We start from the raw sequence: 20,172 nt of genomic DNA on the forward strand, positions 1-20,172 counted from the left end.
GCGCGCCGGCGGGTGTGTCACCAGGCGACGGGCAGCGTCTCCGGCCGGCCGATCGGCGCGGCGAGCTCGTAGCGCAGCTCCGACACCGGCACCGCCAGGCGCAGCGTGGGCACGATGTCGATCAGCGCGGAGAGCACCTCGGCCAGCTCGACCCGGGCCAGGTGCGCGCCGATGCAGTGGTGGGCGCCGTGACCGAAGGCCAGGTTCGCCACCGGCTGCCGGGTGAGGTCGAGCCGGTCGGGGTCGTCGTAGAGGTCCGGGTCGCGGTTGGTGGCCGCGAACGGGGCGATCGCGACCTCGCCGGCCCGCACCGTGAACTCACCGAGATCGACGTCCTCGGTCGCCACCCGGGGGAAGGTCATCGACAGCGGGTGATAGCGCAGCAGCTCCTCGACGGCGTTCGGCAGCAGGGCCGGGTCCGCGACCAGCGACTCCCACTGCGACCGGTCGGTCAGCAGTGTGGTGACCGCGTTGGTGATCACACCCGCGGTGGTCTCGAAGCCGCCGATGAGCAGCGTCAGCGCCAGCGAACGCAGCTCGACCTCGTTCAGCCGGCCGTCGTCGGTGTCCTGGGTGGTGATCAGGATGTCGAACAGCTTCGTCGCGGGCTCGCCCGCGGCGAGCTGCGCCTGCCGTTCCCGCACCAGGCTGTCCATGTAGCCGTACAGGGCCTTCTGCCCGGCGGCGGCGGCCTCCCGGTTGGTGGCGAAGCGGAAGAGCGCCTCGCCCCACGTGCGGACGTTCTTCCGGTCGATCTCCGGAACGCCGAGGATCTGGCAGATGACGTCGACCGGAAGTGCGGCGGCCAGGTCGGCGCGCAGGTCGGTCGGCGCGTCCTTGGCGGTCATCGCGGTGACCTGCCGGCGGGCGGTCTCGGCGATCCACGGCCGGAGCTGTTCGATGCGGCGGTGGGCGAACCCGGTGGAGACCAGCCGTCGGATGCGGGTGTGGTCGGGCGGGTCGAGCCACAGCAGCGAGTTCGGGTCGGGAATCTGCGCCCCGGTCAGCGGGGGGCGGAATTCAAGCGTCTTCGTGCGGGAGAAGCGCGGGTCGCCAAGCATCGCCCGGGCCGGGGCATGCCGGACGATAAGCCAGATCGGGATCTGGCCGGGACCGAAGCGAACCCGGATGGCGGGCGCGCGCCGGGCGATCTCGGCCAGCGTTTTCGACGGGAGCGGGCTGAAAGTGTCCGGAAAAGGAAAAGACGGAAGGTCCTTGTCCTGATTCTGGTCCTGGGGCACGGCCTCGGTAATTGACATGGGGAAAACGGATCCTTTCGTGGTCAGAGTCAGGAGAAGACGCGTCGTGGGCGGCCTTCAGGTGATCGGCGCGGGTGCTGTGCATGCGGGGCGCCGGCCGGGCGGATGGGGCGGGGCAGGGGCGCCCGTGCGCCGTCGCGCGGGGCGTGACGTCGTGGTACCGGCGGGCCCTCAGATCGACCGGGATGTGCTCATCCACGGTGGGTGTCGACCGCCGACCCGGAGGCCGGGTCGGCCCGGGTCCCTCACCGCACAAACCCCCTCGAACATGGGCAGTTGCGTCTAAATAACCCTAGCGATGGGATCATTGCGGAGAAGCAAAACGGCTGTTTTGTCTCAGGTAAAAACCTGCCAGGGCCAGGGCCAGGGCCGGAGCGGCTGGCGGACCCTAGGGCGCCGTGTGGGCGAGCACTCCGTCGATGATCGTGGCCGCGACGTGGGCGGCGTCGGGGTCGGCCAGCGCGTCGTCCAGCGGCGTTCGCAGCAGGCACAGGTCCGCGGGCAGACCCGGGTGCAGCCGGCGGGGGCGGGCCGGAGCGTCGGGGCGGCCGAGGAACAGATCGAGCGCGGTCCGCCCGTCGACCCGTTCCGCCGGTCCGAGCACCCGCCCGGACGCCGTCCGCCGCTCGCGGGCGGCCCGGACGGCCCGCCACGGGTCCGGATGGCCGAAGGGCGCGTCGGTACCGCCCGCCACCGCGATCCCCGCGGCCAACAGCGACCGGCAGGGATAGAGCCAGTCGAGGTCGTCCGGATCGACCTCGGCGAGATAGGCGTCCCCGCGCTCGGCGACGAAGTTCGGCTGGGTGACCACGGTCAGTCCGGCGGCGCCGATCAGCGCGGCCAGCTCCGGCGGGACGACCGCGCCGTGCTCGATCCGGTCGGTGCCGCCCGGCGGCGGCGGGCCGGCGGCGGCGATCGCGGCGAGGGCCACCACGAGCTGGACTCGGGTCACGCAGTGCACGGCGACCGGGATGCCGGCCCGGCGGGCTCGCCGGACCCGCCGCGCGAGCTCGTCCGGCGATGGCAGGTTCATGTCATCCAGCATGATCTTCGCCGGGCCGGGTGAGATCCGGTCCGGGAACGCGGCCCCGCCGGCCCCGCCGGGTTCGCCCGGTCCACCGGGTTCACCTGACCCGCCCGGTCCGTCGTCGAGGGGAAGCATCAGCGTCAGACGCTGCGGCAGCGCGCCCGAGGCGACGGCGTCGCCGAGCGCGGCGGCGTCGGACGGCCGGCGTTGCGGCGTGGCGTCGGTGAAGCCGGTGACCCCGGTGGCGAGGGCGGCCCGGCCCACCGCGCCCAGATCGGCCGGCACCCGCGGGACCCGGCCGGCCAGCCAGCCGTCGAGCCGCCACAGCCGCCCCGTGGGAACCGCGTCGGGCGTGCGCTCGACGCCCGCGACATCGAGGAAGGACTCCGGGCCCAGGCCCAGCGCGCGCAGACCGGCCGAGTTGAGCACCCACAGCGCGCCGCCCCGGTGCTGCACCCTGGCCGGGACGTCGCCGGTCAGCGCGTCCAGCGCCACCCGGTCGAGGTCGCCGGCGACGGCCGGGTGGTAGCCGACCCCGCGCACCCAGCCGCCGGCCGTCCCGGTGCGCGCCGCGGCGGCCGCCGTCCGCAGCCGGCTCGCGAAATCCCGTGGGCCGCTGATCTCCGGCGGTCCCAGCACGACCGAGGCCGCGGCCGCGGCCAGCGACATCAGATGGATGTGGTGATCATGCAGGCCGGGGAGCAGGGCCCCGCCGGCGGCGTCGAGTTCGTCCTCGCCGCGCCGCCGGGCGAGGCGCCGCCCGGGCGGCCCGATCTCGGTGACGACCCCGCCGGTGATCCGGACGTCCACCAGCCCGCCCGCCGGCGGCCCGTCGCGGCACAGGGCGGCCTCGGCGCGTCTGACCAGCACGGGACCACCTCTGAGCGCGGGGGAGCGGCAGCCCGAGAGTACGGCGCGCGCCCGGGCCCGTCACGACGGCCCGGGTCGGGCCTAACGTGTGCTCCGTGGATGTTCGTCAGGCGCAGACCGTCCCGGATGTCGAGGTCCTGGAGCCGGAGGACGCGCTGCTCCTGCTGCGCACCGACCCGGAGATGTTCGCCGCGCACACCGGACGGCCGCTGCTGGCCGTGCGCGTGCGCGGCCCGCTGGCGGTCGAGGTCGGGGCGCTCGCCCGCTGGCTGCCGTGCGTGCTGGTGGGCGTCGCGCCGGACCTCTCCGACGTCCCCCCGGGCATCGGGTCGGCCGGTTACGACGTGCTGCTGACCGGCGAGGCCGCGCCGCCCGCCCCGTGGGTCGGCCCGCCGCGGCCGGGAGACGGGCCCGCGGCCGCCCTCGGCGCGATCGCCGCGATGACCCGCGCCGTCCCCGGCGCGTGCGTGGCCTTCACCCAGCTGGTGCGGTACTCGGCGGGGATCGACGTCCGCGACGCGGTGATCGCCGAGTCGTTCACCTACTCGACGTTGCAGGCCGGCCCCGAGTTCGCCGCCTGGCTCGCCGGGCACCGGGCCACCCGGGAGCGCCGCGCGGCCCGGACCGCCGCCGCGCCGCCCGTGCGCGCGGCGCGGGCTGAGCGGGCTGAGTCGACTCAGCCGGCCGACTCGGCCGAGCCGGCGGTTCTCGTCGAGCGGGACGGCGCCGAGCTGTGGGTCGTGCTGAACCGGCCGCGGGTGCACAACGCGGTGAGCCGCGACCTGCGGGACGGCCTCGCCGGCGCGTTCGCGCTGGCCGGGGCCGACCCGACCGTCGCCGAGGTGCGGCTGCGGGGGGCGGGCCGTTCGTTCTGCAGCGGGGGCGACCTCGGCGAGTTCGGCACGCTGCCCGACCCGGCCTGCGCCCACGCGGTGCGGACCACCCGCAGCATCCCGCTGTCGCTGCTGCGCTGCGCGCGCCCGGTCACCGCGTACGTGCACGGGACCTGTGTGGGGGCCGGAGTGGAGATCCCGGCCTTCGCCCGGCGGGTGGTCGCCGATCCGGCGACCACCTTCCGGCTGCCCGAGCTGGCGATGGGCCTGGTGCCCGGCGCTGGTGGGACGTCCAGTGTCGTGCGCAGGGTCGGTCGGGAGCGCACCGCCTTCCTGTCACTGACCGGCTGGCCGCTGGACGCCGCCACCGCGGCGGCCTGGGGCCTGGTCGACGAGGTCCGCCCGGTGCGCGGGGATGCCCGCCCTCCGGTCTGACGGTCCGACCGCTCGGGCCGCGGCGCGCGGCGACCTCCCGTCCCGATTAACTCCGCCCCCGCGGGGCAGAGGTGGAGGCAGGTCTGACCCCACCGAAGCGGACGAAGGGCCCGGTCCATGATCGTCGAACACCCCGTGGTGGACGTGGAGAACGCGAACGTCGAGATCTTCTACCGGTGCCGCCGGTGCGGCCGTGCGTGGGAGCGCTCGTTCGGTGTCACCCGTTGGTTCGACGACGACGGCGGCCTCGTGGAGGTCTACCGGCACAACGGGACGCCGGTGCCCGCGCCCCGCGGCGGTCCGCCGTGCGGCTTCTGCGGCAACCTCTCGGTCGCCTGGTCCGACACCCCGCTGCCGCCCGCGGTGGAGCCGCCGCCGGCCCCCGGCCGGCCACGGGCCGTGCACGCGGTGCCCTGGCCGTCCTGGCGGGCCTGGCCGGGCGACGAGTGGCCGCAGCGGCGCACCGCCTTCCCGTTCCTGCTGCCGCTGCGCCCCCAGCTGCACCCCCGCACCTTCCGCTTCCCCTGAGCCTCCGCCTCCGCCTCCCGAGAAGGACGTCAGGACGCCATCGCCACCGCCGCGTCGAGGTTCGCCATGCCCACCCGGACCTGCGTGGCGCGCGGGTCGGCGAGATCCTCGAAGATCCGCAGCGCTCTGCTCCACGCCTGGTGGGCGGCGGTCGCGTCGGGCAGCCGCAGGTAGATCTGCCCCAGCAGGGCCAGGACGCGCGCGCTGGTGTGGCGGTCGCCGATCTCGCAGCAGACGGCCAGCGATCGGCGGCATGAAGCGGCCGCGTCGTCGTGGCTGCCGCAGGCCAGGTAGTCCTCGGCCAGGCTGAGGTGCGCCAGCCCGACCCCCCACAGGTCACCGAGCTCGGCCAGGATGGCCGCGCTGTTGTGGTGGCAGGCGACCGCCCGCGCGGGGTGGCGCAGCCGGCGCAGCGCCCGCCCCAGCTCGATCTGGGCCAGGGCGTAGCCCCACAGGTTCCCGGCCTCGGTGAAGATCTTCTCTGCCCGGCGGTGGTGGACGATCATCAGCTCCGGCCGGTGCACCAGGCCCAGGCCGAGCAGGCTGCACGCCTCGCCCCACTGGTCCGCCGTCTCCCGCCGGATCGCCGTCGCCCGCTCGATCAGGTCGACGGAGCGGTCGAGCAGGCGCAGGTCACGGTAGGCGAGACCGGCACTGAGCAGCAGCGCGGCCTCGCCGGAGCGGTCGCCGAGGTGCCGGGCGGAGGCGAGGCCGATCTGGGTGGTCGTGATCCAGTCCGTCCAGCGCTTGCTGAGATGGAGATAGCCGGTCAGCCCGGCCGCCAGCTGCCAGGCGACCGTGTGCTCGGTCGCGCAGGCGGCGACCCGGACCGCGGTCACGAGGTTCGCGTGCTCGGCGGTGAACCAGGCCGACGCGTCCCGGAAGCCGCCGAACTCCTCCCGCGGCAGCTCGGCCGGGCCGGTACCGGGGACCTGGCGCCGGCCGTAGGGGTGCAGCACGTTCTCGGCCCGGACCGCGGTCTGCTGATACCACCCGAGGAGCCGGGCCAGTGCCTCCTGCCGCTCGGCGTCGGTGTGCCGGGCCGGGGCCACCGTGCGCCCGAACACCCGTACCGCGGCGGGCAGCCGGTACCGGCCGGGCGCGGGGTTCTCCAGGAGCCGCAGATCGGTCAGGACGCTCAGCTCGCGCCGCGTGATCTCGGCCGGACGGCCCAGCATCGCGCCGGCCGCTCCCAACGGCAGGTCGTCCCCCTCCCACCCGCTCAGCAGGCGCAGCGCCCGCGCCGGGTCCGGATCAGTGGGGTCCCGTGGTTCCGGCAGGCTCTCGTACCGGCCGGCGACGCCGTGCCGGGTCTCGGCCGACGGGACGACCACGGCGGACAGGACGGGCGCCGCAGGCCGGGCGGGCGCCGCGGGCGTGGCCGGCGGCGGCGGGGTGCCGACCGGCGGGGTTCCGGCCGTGCCCGGTGAGGTCCCGGAGGTGCCCGGCCGGGCCAGGCGCGCGTGGATGTCCGCCGTGGGCAGCGGATGCGGGTCGTCGGCCAGCATCAGGCCGTGCAGGCGCCGGAGGCCGTGGCCGGGGTCCACCCCGAGCTCGTCGCGCAGGATCCGGCCCACCTGCCGGTATGCCTCGAACGCCTCGGCCTTGCGCCCGCAGCGGTACAGGGCGCTGATCAGCAGCTCCCAGGGGTGCTCCCGGATCCTGGTCTCCTCGACGAGCCGCCGCAGACCGGGCAGGGCGATGTGATGATCGCCCAGCATCACCTGGGCGGTCAGGGCCAGCTCCCGCAGCCGCAGCCGGGCCTCGGCCAGGTGCGGCGTCTGCTCGCACCGCAGCCGCTCCACCGGCACGTCACAGAACGGTTCCCCGCGCCAGAGCGCCAGCGCCTCCCGGGCGTCGCGCCCGGCGTGGGCCCAGTCCGCCCGGTCGGCGGACTCCTGCGCCCGTCCGGCGAGATCGGCCAGTCTGACCAGGTCGACCTCCAGCCCGTCCCGGAGCTCGATCACGTAGCCGGGGGAGCGGGTGACGATGCGCCCGCCCACCGCCGGCCCCAGCAGCCGGCGCAGCCGGCTGAGATAGTTCTCCAGCGTCTTCTTGGCGGACGGCGGTGGTGCGCCGTCCCAGAGCAGGTCGGCTAATCGGTCCGTCGAGACGATGGTGCCCGCGTCGACCAGCAGCGCGGCCAGCACACCGCGTTGCTTCGCGGCGGAGACCGGGATCAGACGGTCGTGCCCGTCCCGGACCTCGAGCGGGCCGAGCAGCTGGAACCGGGGGATCCCGCCGACCTGGTTCGTTCCGGCTGTCTTCATCGGTCCTCCAGGACGATCGGATGATCTGACCGGGATGGATGCCCTCGGCGCGTCCCGGAGCGCCGCCCTCAGCACGGCAGGGTCTGCCAGGCTCCGGTTCCCCGGTCCGGCCGGCGGCGGACGCCGGCCGGGTGGGCGTCCGCGGGGCCCCGGGTGGCTCGGGCGTCCGCGGCGGCCCGGGTGGCTCGGGCGGCCCAGGTGGCGAGGTCCAGGGCGAACGGGGCGTCCCCGGTGCCGGCGACCTGCCTGCTGGCGGTCAGCAGCACTTCCGCCCAGGCCACGTCCTCCGGGCCCGCCCGCCCGGAGCGGGACTCCGCCGCGCCGGCGCGCAGTCGGTGCGCCTCCAGCGCCAGCCGCATCCCGGCCGCGGTGTCGACGGGCAGGACGGCCGCGGCGAGCCGCGTCAGCACCCCGCCGACATCGGCCGGTCCGGTACTCACCGTGACGCCTTCGTACCAGGTCAGGATGGTCCGGTCGGCCCGTGCGCGGACCAGTGCCGCGCGCAGCGGTTCGACGGGCCGGTCGGTGTCACCACAGCGGGGCACCGCGCGCAGCGCGTCCTCCAGGCCCGTGGTGAGATCCGGCGGGTTCGTCGAGGAGATCCGCCGCTCCAGGACGGTCGCGGGAACCGCGGCTCCGAGGTTGGCGGCCGCGGCCGCCAGGCGGGTGGCCCGGCCCTCCTCGCCGCCCCCGCGGGCCTGCCGGATGACGGCCGCCACCCGGAGGGCCCGGGCCAGATAGCCCAGGTGGGGGGAGGCATGGGGCAGCCCGGAGGCATGGGGCAGTCCGGGGTCGCCCGGGCCGGTCAGGTGGGCCAGGCGGGCCAGGCCGACCGGGCCGAGGCAGGTCAGATAGCCGCGCACGGCGCGGTCGGCGGCCGCGACCGCCAGGTCAGGGTCCCCGAACGCGCCGAGGACGTCGCTGCCGAGCGCGAGGACCCGGGCCCCGTCCGGGCCGTCGGCCCCGTCGAGCGGGGGGCGGGCGCGCAGCGCCGCCTGCACGTCCGCCAGCGCGGACGCGCCGTGGCCCCGCTGGGCGTGCAGGACGGCGCGCCGTACGCGTACGTCGGCGATCCACCCGCCGGCCGCCGGCACCTGCCCGGCCAGGGTCGCGTACGCCCGCTCGCTGTCCTCGAGCGCCCGGATGGCCGCGCCGTCGCTGCCGGCCCGATACAGCAGGGCCGCCAGGTCGTACAGGACGCCACCGAGCAGCTGGGCTCCACGCACGTCCCCGGGGGATTGTGTGTGGAGTACGCGGGCCAGCCGGCCGGCGCTGGACTGGAACGCGACCGCCAGGTGTATGTCACCGCCGTGCCGCGCGCGTCGGGCGTCCCGCAGGAGCGCCGTTATCTGCTTTTCCCGCGGCGCCCGTCTTCGTTGGTGGTTCCGGAACAACCTGGTCTGTCCTCACGTCGCCAGTCAGGGCGGGGCTCTGGAATCCCGTGCCCGTGCCGCGGTGAGCGCCGTCCGCCGAAAGCGCCCACCGGCGGACAGGGCCGCCGACCGATCCGCCGCCGGGGCACACCTTTTCCGCCGCCATTGCCGGCCGATTCATTGCTGTCGCGAAAGGGTTTCCTCGTCAACTCGATAGGATTCGTTTAGGAGTTTGTATTGTGCGTGGAGACTTGTCAACACACTACGTTTGGTTACATTCAGACCGAGATCTTCCGTGTTGCCTGTCGCCGTTCTTCGTCGAGATCGGCCTTGCTGTGTCCGGCTCGGCGGACGGGAACCGGGAAGAGCGGGTTTCTCACCTGCGCGAACGGGTTCTCGCGGGAACCGTCGGTCGCCGGGAACGAATCCGGTTGTTCCGGCGGGCCCAGGGGTCCGGCGAATCAGGCCGTCACGATCGGTCGCGGGCCCGGTCCCTGGGCGAGGCCGGCCGCGGCCGGAGCGAGGTCGGCCGGGTCGGGAGCCAGATCGGCCGCCGCCGGCGGGGGCAGCATCGTCGTCAGCGCGCGCCGCGCGGTGTCGACGAGATGCTCCGTTCCCGGGCGGCACCCGGCCAGCGACGTGTCCAGCAGGCCCAGATCCTTCAGCAGCAGCGCCTTGAGCGCCTCGAGGGGCGGGCCACCGGGCGCACCGATCGGGGGGCCGCCCGCGATCGGGAGCGATCCCGTGCCCGCGCTGCACTCCTGCAGCGCCAGGCGCACCCCGTCCGGATCGAGGCCCAGCGCGTCCGCCGCCCGCAGCGCCTCGACCGCGGCGCTGCGGTGCACGACGAACAGCGCGTTGTTCAGCAGCTTCACCAGCTGGGCGCTGCCGACACCCCCCGTGTACAGCACGGTCTTCGCGAAGAGGCCGAACACCGGCGCGCACCGGTCCACGTCCCGTCGGTCGCCGCCGGCCAGGACCACCAGCTGAAGGCCGGACCCGGTCCGCGCGCCGTTGCTGACCGGGGCGTCGAGGACGGAGATGCCCCGCGCGTCGGCCTGGGCGGCGAGATCGGTGCAGGTCTGCGGCGAGCAGGTGCTGTGGATGACGATGAGGCCCCCCGGTCGCATCGTCTCCAGCAGTCCGCCCGGCCCGGCCACGACCGCCCGGACATCCTCGTCGGCGAAGACGCACACACTCGCGACGGTGACGCGGCGGCCCAGCTCGGCCAGCGACCCCGCGACGCGCGCCCCGGCGGTGCGGAACAGTTCGGTCCGGTCCTGCCGTGTGTCGTAGACGACCAGGGGCCGGCCGCCACGGACACAGTGCTCGACTATCTGGGCACCCTGGTGTCCGAGGCCGACGAAGCCGTAGGTCTCTTTGTCGACGGGTGCGTCTCCCTGCTGGGCGGCCGGCATCGCGTGCGTTCTCCTCAGTGGTGGAAGGATTCGGTCGGCGGAGGTCAGCGGGACTCGGTGTGGGAGCCGGTGCCGGCCCCGGGGGCGGACCCGGCCTGGACGAGGACGTCCCGCAGCGCCTCGGTGGCCGGCCGGGGGAGGTGTCGGCCGACCTCGTCGAGGACGTCCCGCAGGTCCGCCGCCGAGAGGTCCGCGGAGTCGAGGGCCGAGCGGACATGGTGGCGCAGCGGGTGGACGGTCCCCATGACCGCGCAGGCGCCGATCGAGATCAGGCGCCGCTCCCGCACGGTCAGGTCGGGCCGCCGCCACACCTGCCCGAACACGAACCCGAGAATCCCGGCCTGGTTGAACGGGGTGTCCCGGGGCGGGGCCTCCCGCAGGTTCACCACGCCGAACATGTCCTCGCCCAGCCGCAGCCGGGTCTCCCAGCTCTCCGGGCCCAGCGCCGCGGTGTCGAGCCGCGGCCAGGGCTCTACCGGTTCGCCCCGCTCGGAACGCAGGCGCGCCCACTGGCGCCGGACGACGGCCTCGGTCTCCGAACCGCGCGGCCAGCCGGCGTACACGGCGCACTGCAGCACGAACTCCAGCAGCTCGGTCAGGGTGATCTCGTCCTGGTCGAGCACCTCGTACACCCGCTCGGCGAGGGTGTCGGTACGGCCGACCGCGGCGAGGCACACCAGCTCGACCCAGCGGCGGTCCTTCGTGCCGAGGCCGGCGCGGTCCGTTCCCGTGATGGTCATGTCCGTCCGTCCGCTTCTGTTCGACGACTCCGGGACGCCCGAGCCGGGCGGGCTAGGCGGACGCGGCGGTGACCAGCGGCGCCGGGCGGTCGGCGAGCTTCAGGGCGACGGGACGGTTCGCCTCCGGCACCGGAGCCGGCTCGGTCCGCTCCCGGAAAGCCCGCTTGAGTGTCTTGCCGGTGACCCCGATCGGGAACTCGCTCCACGCCACGACCTGCACCGTCACCAGCTGCTGGGCCGGGGTCAGCAGCGCGTTCAGCTCCTCGCGCAGCTGCGGACCGCCGGTCGTGAACCCGGGCCGCAGCGCCACCGCCGCGGCGGGCAGCTGGCTCCCGTCGGGCTGGCGGGCCGCGTACACGCAGGCGTCGAAGACAGCCGGGTGCCGGTGGACCCGCTCCTCGATGAGCAGGCTGTACACCTCGCCGGCCCGGGTGCGGATGACGTCGACCTCCCGGTCCAGCTGGACGACGTGACCACCGGACCAGCGGGCGACGTCACCGGTGAAGAACCAGCCGTCGCGGACGGCCTCGTAGGTGAGCGAGTGGTTGTTCCAGTAGGCCTCGAACAGGGTCCGGCCGCGGACCTCCAGCCGGCCCACCTCCCCTCGCGGCACGGGGCGGCCGTCCCGGGCGACCCGGACCGCGGGCCCGAAGGGCGTGGAGTGCCGCCGGCCGATCCGGCGCTCGTAACGGCGGGTGAACCGGGTGTAGTAGCGCAGCACCGACGGCGTGCCGACCTCGCTCGAACCCTGCGCGTCGAGATAGACCGAGCCGCCGATCGGCAGGCCGAGCCGGCGGAACGTGCCGCCCACCCGGACGCACGGCCTGATCATCTCCTCGTGCGCGGCGTCGGCGGTGCTGGCCCAGAAGCGCATGGCCCGCAGGTCGTGCGCCGCGAGCGGGACCTCCTTGAGCTGGGTGTAGGTGATCGGGAAGCCGAAGAAGCCGGTGTAACGCCCGTCGGCCAGCTCCTGGACGGCCCGCGGCGCGTCGAAGTCACGGCCGGTCGCCCGTGTCCAGTGGGTCCGCACCCCCAGCAGGAGCAGGCTGTGGAAGGTCATGATGACGGCCTGGTGGTTGTTCGGGACGGCGAAGTAGCCCTTGTCCCGCCGCGGTGAGACGTGGACGTAGCACAGCCAGCCGCGGACGGCCCGCGCCTGCGGCCCGTTGCGCAGGATCACCGCCTTGGGGAACCCGGTGGTGCCGGAGGTGTGCACCAGGTAGAGCGGCTCCCGCCGGCCACGGCGGACGGCGGGGGCGGGTCCGTCGACGCCGGCGAGCAGCTCCTCGATCCAGTGGACGGCGGGCACCCCGGCCCGGTCCAGGGCGGCGGACAGCTCCCGGACGTCGCTCTCGGGGGTGTCACCGACCCGCCCGACCAGGACGACCGTCGCCACCCCGTCCGGAGCGCCGCCCTCGCGCAGCACCCGCAGCAGCGTCGGGACGTCGGCCAGCAGGATCCGGGCGTCGACGTTGAGCAGGTAGGGCGCGACCTTGTCGGCGGCGAACGCGCCGTTCATCGGGCAGGCGACCCCGCCGGCGCGCACCACCGCGAGATGAAGGAGGTGAATGTCGAAGTGGTTCTGCTTGAGAACGGCGACCCGCTGCCCGTGGCGCAGGCCGAGGGCGCACAGCGCGGCGGCGAGCCGGCCGGCCGTGGCCTGGACGTCCCGCGCGGTCCAGCTGTCCGGGCGGGGCGCGGGCGTGCCACCGGGTCGGGGTATCGACCACGAGCACGGCTCGTCACTGGTGAACAGGACCCGGCCGCGGTGGCGGCGGGCCGCCCGGTCGGGTATCCGCTCCAGCGACATCGGCCCCAGCGCGAGCCACAGCCGTCGGGGCAGCGCCACCGACTGGCAGACGAACGCCGCGTAGGCGGCGGCTACTCCCAGGACCACGGCTAAGACGACGATCATCGGCGCTCCTGACGGCCGGAGGGTGAGATGACGAAGCGGTGCTTGCGGTATTCGTGATGTCTGTGGTTCTCGCGGTGTTGTCCGCGGTGTCACCGGGCCTGTGCGGCCTGTGCGGCCTGTGTGGCGGAGGTCAGGAGACCCGCTGGACGGGGCGCCGCTCCGGGAGGGAGTCGGCGATGCCGTCCCACAGCGCCGCGCGGGCCCGCAGGCAGTCCCGCACCACGGTGGCGCACTCCCGCCACCGCTCCCGGTCGTCGCCGGCCAGCGCCACCAGCATCTCCATCGCCATCGGGGTGTGCTGCTCCCCGTCGACGGCCACATGCCGGGACAGGTAGTCCCGGAACGTCGAGAAGCCGACGTTTCCGCCGAGGACCTGGGTGAACATCTCCGGGATCAGGTCCTCGCGCCCGAAGGCGAACGCCGCGGCCAGGGCGTGCGGCGGCGCGGAGCTCAGCAGGTCCCAGGTCAGACGCACGAACCCGGCGGCCGGGGCCGGCACCTGGGCGCGGGTGATCGCCTCCGGAACCGGGGTACCGGCGGCCAGTTCGGCGAGGAACCGCTCGATCGGCCCGGTGTCCGCCCCGGCCTCCGCCATCGCCTGGAGATACAACTCGAAATGGCTGATGTAGGAGTCGCCGTATTCGTCGCTCTCCTCGACGAGGACGATCTCGTTGATCAGACGGCGGCAGTCCCGGTGCGGGGTCGGCATCCACGGCACGTCGACACAGGTCAGCCTGCGCTGCAGGGTCTTCAGCAGGGACATGAAGTCCCAGACCGCGAACACGTGGCTGGTCATGAAGGTCGTGACGTCGTCCGGGGTCACCAGGCGGCCGTACACGACATGCGTGAGGACGTCGTCCCGGGCGGGGGTTATCTCCTCCTGGAGCCACCGGACCGACGGATGGGCGCCACCCCAGGAATAACGACTCGGCACGGGTCATCCACCTTTCGACGGCCTGAGGAACCGGCCATCCGCGGCTGTCCGGCGACCGGACGGCCCGTGCGGGACCGGGTGGGAGCAGGTTTCCCGTCTCCGGTAGCGCACCGGTAGCGCGCCGGCAGCTTCCTGCCGCTACTCGGCCTGGCCTGGCGGGACGGCCGGTGTGCCAGGCCAGGCCGGGCGGCTGGCGTGCTGGCCCGGCCGGGGTGGCCGGGGCGGCCGGCGCGGGCGCCGCGCCGACCGCCCCGGATCGGGCGGCACTGTCAGGGCCGCTGCCGCGGGTTCTCGCCGGACGGCGGGTAGCCCTCGCGGTAGCGGCGCCCGTCCGGTGTGTAGCGGATGGGCGCGGCGAGCGCCGCCTCGCCGTAGCGCCGCCGGTCGGCCAGGTGGTCCCGGACGACGAAGACCAGCGGCACGGCGAACATGACGGCGAGCAGGACGACCGCGATCAGCAGGCGGCCCCATTCGAACTCGGGATTCATACGGCTCCTGGAAGGTCCGGAGGAGCCGCTCCACGGTCCGGTGACACGGACGCGTAGCGGGACGCGTCGACCACGGCCTGCGCGCGGACCGGGGAGGGACCCGGATCCGGCGCCCGCGGCGCGGTGACCGACGGGTACGACGCGGCTGTTCGGTTCAGCGAGCCGCGACACGGATGTCAGCGGGGCGTGGAGTCCGCTCCCCTCGGGGCAGTCGGTCGGGTCACGCGCGGGCGGGCGACCGTGGTGGCGCGCGTGGCCCGGGGCCGCCGCGGCGCGCGGACCGGGCGCGCCCGGCGGAGCGCCGGCCCGGCGACAGCCAGGCGGCACCCACCGTGAGAACGCCCAGCGCGGTGCCCAGCGAGAGGAGCTGCTGATCGGAGCGCTGCTGCGGGCCGACCATCGGCGGCCTGCCGTCGAACCGGGCCCGCGCCAGATCCGTGGGGATCTGCGCGACCGCGGTCGAGGCGCTCGTCAGGGCGCCTGGGGAGGGCGGCCCGTCGAGAGCGGCCGGGGAGGCCGAGCCGTCAGTCGCCGCGGCCGCCGGTGCGACCGCGGCGACGCCGGTCGGCCAGCTCACCCCCGCCGCGGCCTGGCTCAGCGCGTTCGGCGTGGCGCCGACCAGCCCGAGCACCGCCAGCAACGCCGCCCAGAGCAGCGACGCGCGGACGGAACGGCGTGCCGGCATCACCCGAGGGTAGCCGCCGGCGTTCCCAACCAACCCCCGCTCCCAGCCAGCCCCCGCTCCCAGCCAGCCGCCGGCACCCCAGCCGACCCCGGTTCGGTGGTCATCCGTTCGCGGGCTCGGCGCGCAGCAGCCTGGTCACCGAGCCGTACCGCCGGGCGACCTCCGACTCCTCGGGGAAGTACTGCACGAGGCCCGTCCGGGTGCTCCCGCCGGGCCCGGCGGGAGCACCCGGACCGGTGCCGGTGCGGTCGGACACGTCGACCGGCTGGTCGCGGCGCCGGTCCGCGGCCCGCAGCACCGCCCGCGCCTCGCGTTCGGAGAGCCAGGTGATCCGGCGCCCGCCCGCGTTCGGACCTGGCCGCGGGCGCAGCAGCACGGCGGCCGCGGGCTGGGGCTCGACCTCACCACCACCGGACCCCGACGACGCCGCGAGCTCCGGATGGGCGAGCAGGAGGTCGCACGGGTCGAGCGCGACGATGCGGGCCCGCCCGCCGGTCGCGCCGACCGGAACGTCCCGCGCGAGGGCCAGCGCGTCGAGCACGGCCGCGGCCTCCTCCGGCCGAACCCACCCGGCATGGCGGTATCCGGCCGGGACGGCGCTCCCCGCCCCGACCGACCTGAGGCCGGTGTGCGACGTCGGTTCCGCGCGCACCGGTCCGGTGCCGGTGGTCTCCCCGGGCGGCTCGGGCCGCTGGTAGGGCACCCCGGGCGGGACGCCCGGACCCGTCGGGCCGACCGGGGTGCCGGCGGTCGGCGGGATGTTGGCGGCCGGCGGGATGTTGGCGGTTGGTGGGGTGCCGGCGGTCGGCTGGGTGTCCGGCGCGATCCGCGCCGTCGGGACCGTCGGGGCGATCGGCGCCCATGGCACCCGCGGTGCCGGGTCCGGCGGCGTGGGGCTCACCGGTGCCGGGCGGATGCCCAGCTGGTCGAGACGCCGCCACAGCCCGTCGAGAGTGCGGGCGGGATGCCGGTAGAACTCCGAGCCCCTGATCCGCCAGAAGGTCCAGCCGAGCCGCTCGAGGACGCGCTGGCGGCGCAGGTCGGCCTCCCACTGCTCCGGGCCGTGGTAGCGGTCCCCGTCGCACTCGACGGCGATCCGGGCGCTCTCGCCCTCGATCACCAGGTCGATGCGGAAGCGCCCCACCGGATGCTGTGGGCGCACCCGGAATCCCCGGGCGAGGATCTCGCGCAGCACCGCCCGTTCGAACTCGCTCTCGCACAGGTCCTGCAGCCGGGCCACCTCGCCGGGGGCCCGGGCGGCGTACATGTACTCGATGAGCTGGCGGCGCACATCGTCGTCGCGCAGCGTCTCCGGGGCCACGGTGTGGAAGACCCAGAGCTGGTCCCGGGCCCGGCTCGCGGCGACGTTGACCCGCTGCATGTCACGGCGCCGGGTGGCCGCCGAGCGGTTGTCGTCGGCGACCACGGAGACGAAGATGACGTCCCGTTCGTCCCCCTGGAACTGGTACGGGTCGCCCACCCGGATCCGGCGGCGGACGTACTCCTCCTCCCCGAGCTTCTCGACCAGGCTGTGCTCGATCAGCCGGGGCTGGCCGGCGCCGAGCAGGGTCACCACGCCGAACGTCATCCCGTCGTAGGCCGGGTCGGCACAGCAGTCGACGACCTGGTCGACGACGGCGGCCGCCTCCACCGCGTTGGCGTCGCCGAACCTGCCCGGTGCCCGCCCGCCGCCGGCCACCCGGACCGGGCGCAGCGGCGGACCGACCGTGACCTCGGGTGTCTCCCGCAGCGGCAGGATCTGGTGGTCGTAGAACCGGTTGGAGAAGCCGATGATCTCCGGCAGGCAGCGGAAGTGCTCCTTGAGCACCACGGTGCGCGGGAACACCCGTGTCGCGGTGTCGTAGAGGCTCGCCTCGACGTCGAGCAGCGAGCGGTGCGCGACGTCGGGCAGGTGATCCTCGATCAGCGCGAAGACCCGGTCGCGGGGGATACCGACGGCCGACGGGCTGGTCTGCTGGTCGTCACCCACGACGACCGCCTTGCGGCCCAGGCTGAGCACGCCGAGCGAGAGCACGTCGCACTGGCTGGACTCGTCGACGATCACGACGTCGAACGGGTCGTTCACCCGGGGGTCGAAGCTCTCCATCACCCGGTGGATCGGCATGATCCAGATCGGGACGGCGCCCATCGCCGCCGTCATGTGCCCGCGCGCCTCGGCCCGCCAGCGGCCCGCGAACCGGCCCGTCCCCTTGCCGATGCGGCTCAGCGCCTGCACCCACCCGGTGAGGGCCTGCCGCTGCTCCGGCCCGAGATTGTTCGCCAGCGCGAGCCGGGCGGAACGGCGGGCGACCTCGAGGACGAGCCGGTGGACGCTCTCGGTGGCATCGTCGAGACGCCGCTGCAACGCCGGGACGTCGGCACCGGAGTGAAGGTCGTCGAGCCAGCTCTCGGCCTGCCGCCACCGCCACAGGCCGGTGAGCTGCCCGGGATCGCCGCAGGTGGAGGCATCGCCGAGATCGGCGAGGATCAGCCCGGCCCAGCGCGGGGCCACCGCGGCGAGTCGGTCCGCCAGCTCGGCGCGCCGGCGGACCGCCGGACGCAGCGCACACAGCCGCGCCGACTCCTCCAACACCCGGGCCCAGGCGTCGGGATCCCGGCTCCGCAGCGCCTCGGCCAGCTCCGACCACAGCACGCTCGCCTCAGGCGCGTGCCGGCCGATCCGCAGCAGCTCGGCCAGGCCGGCGAGCTCGGCCTCGGCGGCCCGCTGCGCGATCCGGGCCCCGGCGAGCTCGAGCAGCTCGGCGTGACCGAGCAGGTCCGCGGCGGTGGGGCGGTCGGGCAGCGCCGGGAAGACCGCGCGCAGCCGGCCGGCCAGCGCCGGGCCGGGGCCGCGATCCCAGTCGAGCGCGGCGGCCATCGCGGCGCTCACCGCGTCGAGGGCGGGCAGCGTGACGAACACCCCCGCCTCGCCGCCGCCGGGCCCCTCGGCCAGGGGCGGCGCGCCGAGCTGGACGGCGATGTCGGCCTGACGGGTGAGCGCCGCCGCGGACCGCACCCGCGCCTCGATCATCGCGGCCGCGATGTCGAGGTCGGCGACCGTCCTCGCCGGATAGCCGTCGACGATCAGCCGCTCGGCGAACTCCCGCAGCTCCCGACCACCGAACCGGGGCAGGCCGCGCCCGCCGGCGAGGCGTTCGCGCAGCTCGCCGAGCAGCCGGAGCTGGTCCCGGGGGTCGCCGCCCGGGACCTGGGCGGTATGCCCGAACACCCGGCCGTGCAGGGCGTGCAGCGCGGTGACAGCCGCCGCGAGCTCCGCCGCCTGGCCGCGCCAGAAGTCGGCCAGGCGCGGCGAGGAGCCGCACTGGTCGCGCAGGGTCACCAGCCACGGCTCCTCGACCGCGCGCAGCGCCGCCGCGCCGGCCAGGGCCTCGGCGCGCAGCTGGGCGAGCCCGGCCTCGCCCAGCCGATCGACCGCGGTGGCGGTCAGCCCGGCGCGCTCCGCCTCGGCCACACCGGAGCCCAGCTCGGCCAACCGGTGGAACAGCGCGGACAGCGCGGTGGCGCCGGGCAGCGCGGTCGGATCCGGCAGCGACCGGCCCGCGGCCGCCGCCTCGTCGGGGGGGATCCGCCGGGCCAGCGTGACCAGGTCGGCCAGCTCGTCCGGCCGCAGGGGCACCGGCGCCGCCGGGTCGAGCCGGTCGGGGATGCGCCCGAGCTCGCGCTCGTTGCGCGCGAGCCACTCGGAGACGTCCGCGGCCCGCGCCCGGCCGTGCGGCAGCTCGAACTCGCGTTCCTCGCCGCGCAGCAGCTCCACCAGCTCGAGCTCCAGCGCGCGGGTGCGGGAACGCGCCGCGTCCAGCTCGGCGGCGAGCCCGGCCACCTGACGGGTCTCGGTACGCAGGTCGACATCGGCGACGGCGGCCTGGATCTCCACCACCGAGGCACGCAGCTCCTCGATGTCGGCCTGGCTGGAACCGAGAACGGCGACGGAGAGATGCCGCAGCTCGGCGGGGATCTTCTCCCGCAGGACCACCAGCGCCTGCTCGTCCTGCGCGGTCACGAGCACCCGGCGCCCGTGCGCCACCAGGTGACACACCAGGTTGGCGATGGTGTGGCTCTTGCCCGTGCCCGGCGGGCCCTGCACGGTGACGCCGCGGGACGTCGCCAGCTGGGTCGCCACCCGCTCCTGGTCGTCGTTGGTGGGCAGTGGCATGAGCAGCCGGGCCCCGGTCGCCGCCCAGCCGTCGTCGGCGCCGCGGCCGATCGGATCCGGGTCCCCGGCGCCGGCAGGCCCGTGGCGGGCCTCGGCGAGCGCCTCGGTGACCAGCGCGTCCGGTGCGACGACGGCGGCGACCGCCTCGGGCAGGAAGTCGAGCTCGGCCATCGCCTCGCGCAGCTCGCTGTAGAAACGCGCGCCGGTGGCGGGCCGCGGCCGCAGGAACAACGCCCATGTGTCGACGACGCGGGCGTCCCGCCCCGGGGACGGCAGGTCAGGCCCGGGCAGGACGGCGGCGTCCAGCCCGAGCGGCGCGACCAGCTGGTCGTGGAGCTCGGCGAGCTCGGCCGGATCCCATACGTCCGGCGGGTCCGTGCGCAGCCGGTCGCGCAGGCCGGGCAGCGACCGGAGCTCCGGTGCCTCCAGGCCCCGCACCGGATCGGTCTCCAGTGTGGTCGAACCGTCCGGCGACACCCGGATGAGGCCGGTGTCCTGATCGACCTCGACCCGCACGGGAGTCAGCAGGAGGGGGTGCTCGACGATCACCTGCTCGGCACCGGCCGCCGCGGCCGGCTGCCAGCTCAGCACCGAGTGGCCCCAGACGAGCTGCAGCCCGGCGGTGTCGGCGGCGTGCCGCAACCGGAGGTCGAACAGCCGCTCGTAGAGGTGCCGGGCGGCGTGTGCCGCCCGGGCCGGCGCCGCCCAGGGCTGCCAGGAATCATGAACCCACCGGGCATGGGCGCGGGTGACGGCGGCGGGATCCTCACCGCGCCCGGCCGCCCGCTCGGGCAGATCGACCGGCAGCGCCGGCGGTGCCGCCGGCAGCACCGCCACCCCGCCGATGTAGGGATAAAGCTCCCGGGGGACCCGCGGTGGCTCCGGCACGGCGACCTTGCCGACCTCCAGCCAGCTGGCCCGCGTCTCGCCGGGCCCGAGCCGTACGGCCGCGTGCACCGGCACGTCACGCGGCAGCACCGGCACCGGCGAGTACTCGGCCAGGCGGCGGCGCGGCGCACCGCGCAGGTCGGTGGCGAGCGCGGCCAGATAGTCGAGCAGGCGGAGCGAACGGCTCTTGACCAGGTCGAGGGCGGACATCGGACTCCTCCGGCGGGTGGGTCAGGTGGCGCGGAGCGCCCCGGCCGCCCGCACGGGCCGGGCTGGCGGGACACCGCGACGATACGGCGCCGCGCCGACAGAACCCTCGCGCAGCCCGCCGCCGG

13 protein-coding genes are annotated in these 20,172 nt (G+C 75.3%); 2 read left to right on the forward strand and 11 right to left on the reverse strand.

All coding sequences use genetic code 11. The features are described 5' to 3' along the window. Positions 1 to 17: 17 nt before the first annotated feature. Positions 18 to 1,259 (reverse strand): cytochrome P450, encoded by a 1,242-nt coding sequence (locus tag B056_RS0130830; protein WP_018505705.1) that lies wholly within the window; start codon positions 1,257 to 1,259, stop codon positions 18 to 20. Positions 1,260 to 1,647: 388 nt separating this feature from the next. After that, complete coding sequence (locus B056_RS0130835; RefSeq protein WP_018505706.1) at positions 1,648 to 3,156, reverse strand: amidohydrolase family protein; 1,509 nt, start codon at positions 3,154 to 3,156, stop codon at positions 1,648 to 1,650. A gap of 95 nt (positions 3,157 to 3,251) precedes the next feature. Here B056_RS0130835 and B056_RS38640 point away from each other — a divergent pair, with 95 nt between their 5' ends. Together B056_RS38640 and B056_RS0130845 are read left to right on the forward strand one after the other, a co-directional pair. Next, positions 3,252 to 4,424 (forward strand): enoyl-CoA hydratase/isomerase family protein, encoded by a 1,173-nt coding sequence (locus tag B056_RS38640; protein ID WP_018505707.1) that lies wholly within the window; start codon positions 3,252 to 3,254, stop codon positions 4,422 to 4,424. Between the two features lie 117 nt (positions 4,425 to 4,541). Beyond that, positions 4,542 to 4,952 carry a hypothetical protein gene (locus B056_RS0130845; protein ID WP_026240343.1) on the forward strand — a complete coding sequence of 137 codons (411 nt, stop codon included), beginning with the start codon at positions 4,542 to 4,544 and terminating at the stop codon, positions 4,950 to 4,952. A 29-nt stretch (positions 4,953 to 4,981) separates the two neighbouring features. Here B056_RS0130845 and B056_RS0130850 read toward each other — a convergent pair whose 3' ends face one another. The 9 genes from B056_RS0130850 to B056_RS0130890 form a co-directional block, all read right to left on the reverse strand. Beyond that, entirely contained in the window at positions 4,982 to 7,222 is a 2,241-nt protein-coding gene (locus tag B056_RS0130850; RefSeq protein ID WP_018505708.1) for an AfsR/SARP family transcriptional regulator, read from the reverse strand. 68 nt (positions 7,223 to 7,290) lie between these two features. Beyond that, positions 7,291 to 8,448 carry a hypothetical protein gene (locus tag B056_RS0130855; protein ID WP_230203277.1) on the reverse strand — a complete coding sequence of 386 codons (1,158 nt, stop codon included), beginning with the start codon at positions 8,446 to 8,448 and terminating at the stop codon, positions 7,291 to 7,293. A 608-nt stretch (positions 8,449 to 9,056) separates the two neighbouring features. Beyond that, positions 9,057 to 10,013 (reverse strand): NAD(P)-dependent oxidoreductase, encoded by a 957-nt coding sequence (locus tag B056_RS0130860; protein WP_018505710.1) that lies wholly within the window; start codon positions 10,011 to 10,013, stop codon positions 9,057 to 9,059. 44 nt (positions 10,014 to 10,057) lie between these two features. Then, positions 10,058 to 10,753 carry a carboxymuconolactone decarboxylase family protein gene (locus tag B056_RS0130865; RefSeq protein ID WP_018505711.1) on the reverse strand — a complete coding sequence of 232 codons (696 nt, stop codon included), beginning with the start codon at positions 10,751 to 10,753 and terminating at the stop codon, positions 10,058 to 10,060. Between the two features lie 52 nt (positions 10,754 to 10,805). Continuing rightward, complete coding sequence (locus B056_RS0130870; protein WP_026240344.1) at positions 10,806 to 12,668, reverse strand: class I adenylate-forming enzyme family protein; 1,863 nt, start codon at positions 12,666 to 12,668, stop codon at positions 10,806 to 10,808. A 130-nt stretch (positions 12,669 to 12,798) separates the two neighbouring features. Continuing rightward, a complete protein-coding gene (locus tag B056_RS0130875) occupies positions 12,799 to 13,602 on the reverse strand; it encodes a DUF3050 domain-containing protein (RefSeq protein ID WP_026240345.1) in 804 nt (267 codons plus the stop codon). A gap of 269 nt (positions 13,603 to 13,871) precedes the next feature. Then, positions 13,872 to 14,090, reverse strand: coding sequence for a hypothetical protein (locus B056_RS0130880; protein ID WP_018505714.1), 219 nt, complete (start codon positions 14,088 to 14,090; stop codon positions 13,872 to 13,874). A gap of 220 nt (positions 14,091 to 14,310) precedes the next feature. Continuing rightward, positions 14,311 to 14,775 (reverse strand): hypothetical protein, encoded by a 465-nt coding sequence (locus tag B056_RS0130885; protein WP_018505715.1) that lies wholly within the window; start codon positions 14,773 to 14,775, stop codon positions 14,311 to 14,313. Positions 14,776 to 14,875: 100 nt separating this feature from the next. Further along, positions 14,876 to 20,047 carry an AAA domain-containing protein gene (locus tag B056_RS0130890; protein WP_018505716.1) on the reverse strand — a complete coding sequence of 1,724 codons (5,172 nt, stop codon included), beginning with the start codon at positions 20,045 to 20,047 and terminating at the stop codon, positions 14,876 to 14,878. Between the last annotated feature and the right edge of the window lie 125 nt (positions 20,048 to 20,172).

This window comes from Parafrankia discariae (genome assembly GCF_000373365.1).
Classification (GTDB): Bacteria; Actinomycetota; Actinomycetes; order Frankiales; family Frankiaceae; genus Parafrankia; species Parafrankia discariae.